This is a genomic window from Halococcus hamelinensis 100A6 (assembly GCF_000336675.1).
Lineage (GTDB): Archaea > Halobacteriota > Halobacteria > Halobacteriales > Halococcaceae > Halococcus > Halococcus hamelinensis.
Genome location: NZ_AOMB01000007.1, coordinates 78,402 through 87,557, shown reverse-complemented (window position 1 = coordinate 87,557; position 9,156 = coordinate 78,402). Strand labels below are relative to the sequence as shown.

The following is a 9,156-nucleotide window of genomic DNA, read 5'->3' as shown; positions in this document are numbered from 1 at the left end:
GAAGAGCCTCGCGCTCGAACTCGGGCGCGAGGGGGTCCGGGTCAACGCCGTCGCGCCGGGCTGGGCGAACACCCGGATGGTCGAGGACTTCTCGGAGGAGACCCACGAGCAGATAACGGAGCTCAACCCGCTCGGTCGGTACGCCGAGTCGGAGGAGGTCGCCGACGCCGTGACCTTCCTCTCCTCGCCAGCCTCGGACTACGTCAACGGCCACGAACTCCGCGTCGACGGCGGCCAGGTCCCCATCGACAACTGGAAGTACGACAACCGATAGCCCGTCGCGTTCGGAACGGTTCCCGTTCACACACCGATTCGAGAAGCCAGTTCGTCTCTCGCCTTCCGTCTCTGGCAGCGTGTGCGCAGTCCTATCGACTCCCGAACGCCTCGGGCCACGACTGCAGCGTCTCCCGCGCCGCGCCGGTCGTGCTCCCGACGTGGAGGATCCGATAGCCGTCCGCTATCTTCTCGTCCACGTCGTCCTCGCCGAACCCGAGCCCGCCGATGATCACGTCCGCCTCTCGGGCCGCTTCGACGACCCTGTCTACGGCTTCCTGCACGTCCGGGTGGGCGACGTCGCCGGGATGGCCCATCGCAACGGCGATGTCGAGCGGGCCGACGAAGACGAAGTCGAGTTCCGGAACGGCGAGGATCCCGTCAATGTCGTCGATGGCGGCCGGTTCTTCGATCGTGACACCGACCATGATCTCGTGGTCCTCGGTCTCGACGTACTCGTCGGCCCCGCCCCACCGACTGGCCCGCGGGTTCGCGAACCCGCGACCGCCGGGGTCGCCGTCGTAGGTGAAGCGGGCGGCCTTCACCGCCCTCTCGACGTCCGCGGCGGTCTCGACGTGCGAGATGAACACGTTCCGAACCCCGGTATCGAGCACCTTGTGCACCGTCGCCGGGTCCGGTTCCGGGATCCGAACGAGGAGTTCGGTGTCGGCGGCGTCGGCGGCCCGGAGCAGGTGGGCGAGCGAGGGGGCGTCCGTGGGGGCCGGACCGGCGTGTTCGAGGTCCTGCCAGACGAAGTCGAACCCCATGTCGCCGTATATCTCGACCATCTCCGGGCTGTAGAGGTCGTCGAGCACCCCGAGTGCGGTCTCACCGTTCTCGATGGTCGTCCGGAGACCGTTCTTCCGTGACGGATGAAGGTCGGAATCGGCTGTCATCGGTGCTCTATAGGCGGCCCTCGCGGATAAGCGTTGAATCCAGACCGAACGTAGCGTCTTCCCCCGGAATCGAACCCGCGAAACCATCGCCGGTGACCTCGACGCCCAGTTCTGGGTACGTACATCCCGAATTGATATCGCCACATGTGATATATCTTGGTATGGGTGGGCCACGAGAGGACGCGTCGCTCAGAGCGGCTGGCGAACGAAAAGAGCGGCTCCGTTCAGACCAGCGGTTCGACGAGGTCGCGACCCGCATCGAGCAGCTCTCGAACCCGTGACTCGCTCTCGGCCTCGGCGTAGACCCGGAGGACGGGTTCCGTCCCGCTCGGACGGACGAGGAGCCAGGCCCCGCTGTCGAGCACGATCTTGAAGCCGTCCTCGGTGACGACGTTCGCGACCGCTGCGCCCGCCACGCTGTCGGGCAGTGCGCCGTCGAGGTCCGCAAGCACCCGCTCTTTCTCGCTCTCGGGGCACTCGACGCTGACCTTCGACTGGTGGATCTCGCCGTGTTCGTCGAGGAGGCGGTCCACGCGGTCGTCGAGCGGCTCCTCGGCCTCGGCGGCCGCCGCGAGCAACGCCATCAGCACGCCGTCCTTCTCGCGGACGTGGTTTCGAACCGAGAACCCACCGGACTCCTCGCCGCCCATCAGGGCGTCCGATTCGGCCATCGCCTCGGCGACCCACTTGAACCCGACCTGGGTCTCGACGACCTCCTCACCGTGGGCTTCGGCCACCCGGTCGATCAGGAACGTGGTCGAGACCGTTCGCACCGCGGGCCCCGAGTCCGCTTCGAGCAGGAAGTCGTAGAGCGCGGCGAAGAAGAGGTTCTCGTCGAGGTAGCCCCGTTTCGGCGTGACGAGCGCGAGCCGGTCGGAGTCGCCGTCGTTCGCGATCCCGAGCCTCGGGTCGCCGTTTCGAACCGTCTCGGTGAGCGCTTCCAGGGTTTCGGCACTCGGCTCCGGCGGGGTGCCCCCGAACTCGGGGCGGCGCTCGCAGCGGTGCCGGTCGACCACCGCGCCCGCCCGCGAGAGGAGGTCGTCGGTGACGCCGCGCCCGCTCCCGCACATCGCGTCGTAGGCCACCGGAAGGCCGTCGAGGTCGATCTCACCATCGTCACCGGCGTAGTCGGCCACGAGGTCGAGGGCGTGCTCGGCGTGCGGGTCCATGAAGTCGGCTTCTTCGACCGTTCCCCACTCTCCCTCGGGCAGCGGGTCGGGCTCGGCGAGGTTCGATTCGATCGCGTCCGTCACCTCGGGCAGCGCGGGCGCGCCGTCGTCGGGGATGAACTTCACGCCGTTGTACTCCGAGGGGTTGTGCGAGGCGGTCACCATCAGCCCGCCCGAGAGGCCCCGCTCTCGGATCGCCCACGCCAGCAGCGGCGTCGGGCGGTCGCGGTCGGGGAGAAGTACATCAAAACCGTTGGCGGCGAGCACGCGCGCGAGTTCTTCGGCGAAGCCGCGCGAGGTCTCGCGGGCGTCGTAACAGATCCCTACTGGGGCGTCGTGGCCCGCCTCTTGGAGGGTCGTGGCGACGGCCTGGCCGACCATCCGAACCCGCGGCGTCGTGAAGACGTCGAGGGTCGCACGCCAGCCGTCGGTACCGAAGGAGATAGCGTTCATACAAACCCCTCTCAGCCCCGTCTCAAAAGGTCGTCGCCCGCTCGTCACAGAGTTCGAGCTTTTCGGCGCGCGAGCGCGACTTGATCTCGTACTCGCGCGACATGGCGCGCCCCTTCTCGTCGAACGTCTCGACGTGCCGGAGTTCGACCGGGGTTCGACCGCGGGTGTACTTCGCGCCCTCGCCCGCGTTGTGTTCGTCGACCCGGCGCTCGACGTCGGTGGTGTACCCCGTATAGAGGCTGCCGTCGGCGCACTCGACGATGTAGACGTGGTGGCTCATCAGGCGTTGCGGGCCCGTTCGCAAGCGATTTCGGCGATGCCGGCGTTCGCCGAGCAGTCGGGGCAGGCGAACGGTCGACCGTACTCGTCGGCGAAGACGGGCTCGAAGCGTTCGGAGACGTGCCCGCCGCAGTGGTCACAGGCTGGCATACGTGGTGTGTTGAGAGCGACACTGACGACGGGCGATCGGTGGGTACGGAGCGATACATACCCTTCCCGGACGCTCGCGACCCGCGTACGACCGCGATTCATTCCCGACGGGCGGCGTCGAGCGTCCGCGCCACGAGGGCCGCCTGCGCCCCCGCGACGAACCCCGCGTCGATGTTCACGACTGAGAGCACCGTACACGACTGGAGGAGACCCGCGAGTGCGGCCTCGCCGTCGCCACCGTGGCCGTAGCCCGAGGCGACGGGCAGCCCGATGACCGGGACGTCGACCAGCCCCGCGACCACCGTCGGCAACGCGCCCTCGCGCCCGGCGGCGACCACGAGCACGTCGGCCTCGCGCAGGCCGTCGAGTTCGTCGACCAGCCGATGGATCCCGGCGACGCCGACGTCGTCGTACCGCTCGACCCTCGCCCCCATCGCCGCGACGACCGCCGCCGCCTCGCCCGCCGGTCCGGCGTCCACCGTTCCCGCGGTGACGACCCCGACGACCGCATCCAGGCTCGGTAGGCTGGCGTCCGCCGCGCGGGCCGTGAGCACGCGGGCGATCTCGTCGTACTCGACCGTCGCTTCGGGGAACTCCCTCGCGAGTCGGTCCGTCACCGCCTCGGCGGACCGGGGGTCGACCCGCGTCGCCAGCCCGCGGCCCGTGGTCTCGACCGCGAGCGCGACCAGCTCGGCGACCGCGTCCGGTGGTTTTCCCTCGGCGAACACCGCTTCCGGAACCCCGTTCCGCGACTCGCGGGCGGCGTCGAATCGACCGTTCTCGCCGGTCGCGTAGCCTGCAAGCCGGGATTCGGCCTCGGCGACCGAGATCTCCCCCGCCGCGAGCGCGCGGAGCGTCTCGTGCATGGACGGGATCCGTGCCCGACCCACAACTCACCATCGACTCGGATCGGGGGGTCGACAGCGCACGAACCCGCCCGAGAAGGCCGATAACGAGCGATTATGGCAACCTTTATAAATCATCCTTCGGAAGTGGGGCGTGTATGGCAGACCTGATCGTCAAAGCCGCCGTCAAGGATGAGCTGAGTGAAATGAACGTCTCGTCGGACTTCTACGACGCGCTCGACGAGGAAGTCTCGGAGCTGCTCGCCGACGCCGCACGGCGCGCCGACGAGAACGATCGAAAGACCGTCCAGCCGCGCGACCTGTAAGGCTCGACCGCTTCAAATTTTTCCTCGCCAGCCCGTGAGCGACGGCGCTGTTCTACGCCGCCGAGCCGTCGGCTCCGTCGGGGAGGTCGACGGTGAACGTGTGGGTTCCCGACGCGAGGGTCCGCGTCTCGCTGTCGACGAACGTCTGTTTCGCCTCGGTCTCGGGGCTCCAGCCCGGCCCGACCTTCTCGTAGCTCGCGAGGGTGAGGTCGACCGGCTCGCCCTCGGAGACGCTCACCGTCACCGTCGCGGTGCCGTTCTCCACAGTAATATCCTCGCTCTCGATCCGCTCGGCCACCGAGTCGTTCTCGACGAACTCGCCGTCCGAGACGCGCGTCACGCCATCGTCGGTGTCGCCGTGGGCGAACCGAAGCAGCCTGTCGGGGGTGTAGTAGCCCTCGTCGCTCCGGAGCTCCTCGATCGGCTCGCCCGTCACGAGGTCGACCTGGTAGTAGGCGGCGTCGTCGGGTGCGAGGTCGAGGAAGCCGAGCGTCTCGCGTTCGGCGTTCGTGAGTACGCCGTCGTCGAGCGCCTCGCTCAGCGCGACGAGTTCGTCGTCGGAGAGCCCGCCCGCGATGGCGTCGGCGACCGCCCCGCGCGCTTCGTCGGTGAGGCCGTCACCGGCGAGTGCGTCGGTGATCGCGCTCCGCTCGTCGGTCGACAGCCCGCTCGCCGCGAGCGCCGACGCGACTCCGTCGACCTGTTCGTCCGAGAGCCCGCTGCCCGCGAGCCCATCACGCACGGCCTGCTCGTTCGCCGCGCGGTCGCCCTCACTGCCCGCGCCGGCGGTTTCGTTCGTGGTGCTCCCGTCCGTCGCGGCGTCGTTCCCGTCCGCCGCGGTCGTCGTGGCGGTCGTTTGCGTCGTGGTTCCGGTGGTCGTCTCGGTCGCGGTTCCGCTCGTCGCCGTCGTGTCAGTTCCCGTCGATTCGGTTGCTGTCGTGTCCGTTCCCGTCGGTTCGGTTGCTGTCGTGTCCGTCCCCGCCGATTCGGTTGCTGTCGTCCCGCTCACCGTCGTCGTCCGGGTCTCGGCCGCTGTTCCGGTGGTCGAAGTCCCGGTCGTCGAGGTTGCGGTCGACGTGTCGGTTGCGGTTCCCGTCGTTTCGGTTCCAGTCGTCTCGGTTGCCGTCGTTTCGGTTCCAGTCGTCTCGGTTGCCNTGGTGGTCGAAGTCCCGGTCGTCGAGGTTGCGGTCGACGTGTCGGTTGCGGTTCCCGTCGTTTCGGTTCCAGTCGTCTCGGTTGCCGTCGTTTCGGTTCCAGTCGTCTCGGTTGCCGTCGTTCCAGTCGTCGTCTCCGTGGCCGTTGCCGTCTCGGTCGTCGCCGTTTCGGTCGTCGTGGCGGTCCCGGTCGTGGAGGTAGTCGTCGCCGTCGCGGTTTCCGTCGAAGTCGCCGTCGTGGTTCCGGTCGTCTCGGTTGCTGTCGACGTGCCGGTCGTGGTTCCGGTCGTGGAGGTTGCCGTCGACGTGGCGGTTGTGGTCCCCGTCGTTTCGGTTGCTGCCGGTCCGGTCGTCGTCTCCGTATCGGTGGTCAGCGTGCTCGTCGACGTTGTGGTCGATGTCGTCGTCTCGGTCGCCGTCGACGTTCCAGTCGTGGTTTCGTTCGGTGTTTCGGTTGCCGTGGTGGTTTCAGTTGCCGTTTCGGTGGCTGTTTCCGTCGCGGTTTCAGTTGCCGTTTCGGTGGTCGTTGTAGCCGTCGTCGTCTCCGTCGCCGTGGTGGTCTCCGTTCCGCCATCGACCTGGAGCGTCGCACCTTCGGTTCCCGTCACGGTGTAGATGACGCCGTTCGAATCGGTGATCTCGGTCACGTCGAGCGAGAGGTCCGTCGACCCTGCTGCGTTCCCCTCGACGGTGACGGTCGCGATCGTGACGCCGTCCGGGTCGTCGGCGAGCGTGTTCTCGAAGTAGATCGCGTTGAACGACGCCGTGGAGCCATCCTCGGCGATATCGACGTCGCTGTTCGCGGGAGTGCCCGCGATCGAGACGTTCGTTATCGACCCGACCGATGGGTCGTCGATCGACACACTGGCCTCGCTGCTCCCGATACCCTCATCGGTGTTCTCGACGACGACCGCGTAGGTGGTCGTCTCGTCCGATTCGACGCTCTGTTCGGTCGGCGAGAGCGTTACCGTCGTGTCGCCGGCCGCGCTGGCCGTGAACGTGAGCGCCGCTCCTGCCGAAAGAAGCACCAGCAGGGCGAGCGCGATACTGCCAAGGGACCTCCGCCATCCGTGTGTTTTCGAAGTCATTGATACTGTGTCTCTCAGTTGTCCGCCCACTCGTCGTAGAGCGCCTGGGCGTCGGCCCGCGTCACGCTACCGTCGTCGTCGAAGTCGAACGCGCTGTCCCCCTGGAGCGAATCGAGGTTGGCGAAGAGCACCTGCGCGTCGGCCTGCGTCAGGCTCCCATCGCCGTTGACGTCCTCGTACTTCCCATCGCCGTCGGGATCCGTCGGCGGGTCCGTCGCGCTGCCGACCGGCGCGGGACCACTGCTCCCGTCGAGTTCGACCTCGTCGGGCTGGTTCACGTCGCCGTCCTCCCTCGTCGTCTCGGTTCCGACCACGGCGTTCGCGTCGACCGAGCCACCGACCGCGTTCTCGGAGACGTTGGCCTGGGGCTCGAAGTAGACCGAGATGACCGACGAGTCGTTCGTCCGATTCAGGTTCTGGGCGTCGACCTCGGTGCCGTTGGCGTCGTAGAAGTTGAAGCCGCTGGTGTCACCGGGTTCTGTGATCTCCTCGTCGAACTCGAAGCGGAGTTGGTCCGTGCCGCCCGGCGAAACCGACACCAGGTCCGGGTTCGCGGTGTTGCCGTCGTTCGAGACGTCGGCCGCCTGCTTCGGGTTCGTCGGCGGGCTCTGACCGTCGAGCGCAGCCACCGTGTCGGCATCGACGAAGCCGCGGGCGACGTCCGATTGGGTGACGTTCTCGGCGAACGCCACGGTCACGGTCTTCGTCCCGTTGCCTGCGACGACCTCACCCTGGCCGTCGAAGAGCTGGTTCTCGAAGTCCGTGCTGTCGACCGGCACGAGCTGGAAGTTGCCCGCGCCACCCCGGATGTCGACCGGCTGGTCGAAGGTGAAGTTCACGAACGTCTGCTGGCCGTTGATCGAGGCCAGATTCCCGGTGCAGAAGCCGTCGATGGCTTCGAGGTCGGGCGCGGCGGTCGGCCCGGAGCCGTTCTCGACGGTCGTCGCGTTCCCACACTGGATCGATTCGTTCCCGGTGATCTCCACCTCGTCGGGCTGGTTGACGTCGCCGTCCTCGCGGGTGGTGTCCGTTCCGACGACCGCGTTCGCATCGACCGAGCCGCCGACCGCGGTGGTCGAGACGTTAGCCCCCTCCTCGAAGGAGACCGAGAGGGTCGTGGGGTCGTCGGTCGTCGCGACTTCCTGAGCGTCGGTCTCGGTCCCGGTGCCGTCGTAGAAGTTGAACCCGCTGGTGTCGCCCACCTCGCCGACCTCTTCGTCGAACTCGTAGAGCAACGCGCCGTCCGGGGCGCTGCTCCGGGTGATGCTCACCAGGTCGGGGTTCGCGGTGTTACCGTCGTTGTTGAGGTCCGCGGCCTGCTTCGGGTTGAGGGTCGAATCGTTCTCGCCCATCGTCCGGACGGTGTTGGCGTCGACGAACCCGCGCGCGATGGTCGAGGGGTCGATCCGGCCGTCGAACGGCACCGTGAGGGAGGTGGTGTTCGTCCTCTCTCCGACGATCTCGTTGTTACCGTCGTAGGTCTGGCCCCCGTCGATCGGAACCAGCTGGAAGTTGCCCGCGCCGCCCTGGGTGTTCACCGGCTCGTCGAAGTCGAACTCGACGAGGGTCTGGCAGTTGGTGTCCTCGGGGTTCTGTCGGTAGGTGACGTTGTCTATCCCCACGAGGTCGGGCGCTTGCGTCGGCCCGCTCGCGTTGCCGGCGTCGCCGGTGTCGTCCGTGCCGCTTCCGCCGCACTTGCTGAACGCGGGCGGGGACTCGTCGCTCACGGTCACCCCGTCGAGCGAGTTCGTCCGGTTGCTATCGCTCGCGTTCGAGACCGTTCCCTCGGTCACCGCCGCGCCGACGACTTCGGAGACATCGTACTGGTCGAACGTGACGCTCACCAGCGTCGGAGTCGTGAGCGAGTCGGTCGCCACGCTGCCGCCCATCGTCGTCGCGTTCTCGGCGTAGGCTTCGAACCCGCTGTCGCTCTCGACGGAGACGGGTTCGTCGAAGGCGTAGATCAGGCTGTTGGTGCTCTCGTTGACGGTGACGTTCACGAGGTCCGGGTCGGCGGAGTTGCCGTCGTTCGAGACGTCGGCCGCCTGGGTCGGGTTGTTCGTCTCGTCGCCCTCACCCGCCACTCTGACGGTGTTCTGCTGTACCACGCCGCGGGCGACGTCGCTCTCGGTCACCTGCCCGCTGTACTCGACCGAGAGGTTCGCCGTCCCGTTGCCGCCGACGTTCTGTCCGCCGATGTCCGTCCCGCCGTCGGTCGGGACGAGCCTGAAGTTCCCGCCGCTGCTCGTGAGGTCAACCTCCTCGTCGAAGCTGAACGTCACGTTCGTCGTGTCGTTGCCGGCGTCGTACTCGAAGTCTCCGACCGACTGGAGGTCGGGGGCCTGCGTCGTGCCGCTCGTCTGGCCGGTGACGCCGCCGGCGAGCGCGCCGACGGCGACGACCATCGCGACCGCGACGGCGAGGATAGCTATCGATCGTCCCGATCGTAACTGAAATTTCATGTTATGTCGAAGACAAAGACGGTGTATATAATGGTTCCCCGTGGCCGGTCGTCTGTGAAAC

The 9,156-nt window shown here is 67.6% G+C and carries 8 protein-coding genes; 2 read left to right on the top strand and 6 right to left on the bottom strand.

Features of this window, described 5'->3' with window-relative positions; all coding sequences use genetic code 11:
- On the top strand, window positions 1-274 hold a 274-nt coding region (locus C447_RS02880), incomplete at its 5' end, for an SDR family NAD(P)-dependent oxidoreductase (RefSeq protein WP_007690710.1).
- 91 nt (window positions 275-365) lie between these two features.
- On the opposite strand, the gene C447_RS02875 is transcribed toward C447_RS02880, so the two are convergent.
- The 5 genes from C447_RS02875 to larB form a co-directional block, all read right to left on the bottom strand.
- Window positions 366-1,169: an HpcH/HpaI aldolase family protein gene (locus tag C447_RS02875; protein WP_007690708.1), complete on the bottom strand. Its 804-nt coding sequence runs from the start codon at window positions 1,167-1,169 to the stop codon at window positions 366-368.
- A 224-nt stretch (window positions 1,170-1,393) separates the two neighbouring features.
- Entirely contained in the window at window positions 1,394-2,791 is a 1,398-nt protein-coding gene (locus tag C447_RS02870; RefSeq protein ID WP_007690706.1) for a phosphohexomutase domain-containing protein, read from the bottom strand.
- 22 nt (window positions 2,792-2,813) lie between these two features.
- On the bottom strand, window positions 2,814-3,071 hold the full coding sequence (locus tag C447_RS02865) for a GIY-YIG nuclease family protein (RefSeq protein WP_007690705.1): 258 nt from the start codon (window positions 3,069-3,071) through the stop codon (window positions 2,814-2,816).
- A complete protein-coding gene (locus C447_RS18035) occupies window positions 3,071-3,220 on the bottom strand; it encodes a DUF7563 family protein (RefSeq protein WP_007690704.1) in 150 nt (49 codons plus the stop codon). The genes C447_RS02865 and C447_RS18035 overlap by 1 nt, the downstream gene beginning before the upstream one ends.
- A 98-nt stretch (window positions 3,221-3,318) precedes the next feature.
- Window positions 3,319-4,086 carry a nickel pincer cofactor biosynthesis protein LarB gene (gene larB, locus C447_RS02860; protein WP_007690703.1) on the bottom strand — a complete coding sequence of 256 codons (768 nt, stop codon included), beginning with the start codon at window positions 4,084-4,086 and terminating at the stop codon, window positions 3,319-3,321.
- 137 nt (window positions 4,087-4,223) lie between these two features.
- Here larB and C447_RS02855 point away from each other — a divergent pair, with 137 nt between their 5' ends.
- On the top strand, window positions 4,224-4,391 hold the full coding sequence (locus C447_RS02855) for a hypothetical protein (protein WP_007690701.1): 168 nt from the start codon (window positions 4,224-4,226) through the stop codon (window positions 4,389-4,391).
- 2,256 nt (window positions 4,392-6,647) lie between these two features.
- Here the strand turns inward: C447_RS02855 and C447_RS02845 are convergent.
- Window positions 6,648-9,095 (bottom strand): Ig-like domain-containing protein, encoded by a 2,448-nt coding sequence (locus tag C447_RS02845; RefSeq protein ID WP_007690698.1) that lies wholly within the window; start codon window positions 9,093-9,095, stop codon window positions 6,648-6,650.
- Window positions 9,096-9,156: the final 61 nt, after the last annotated feature.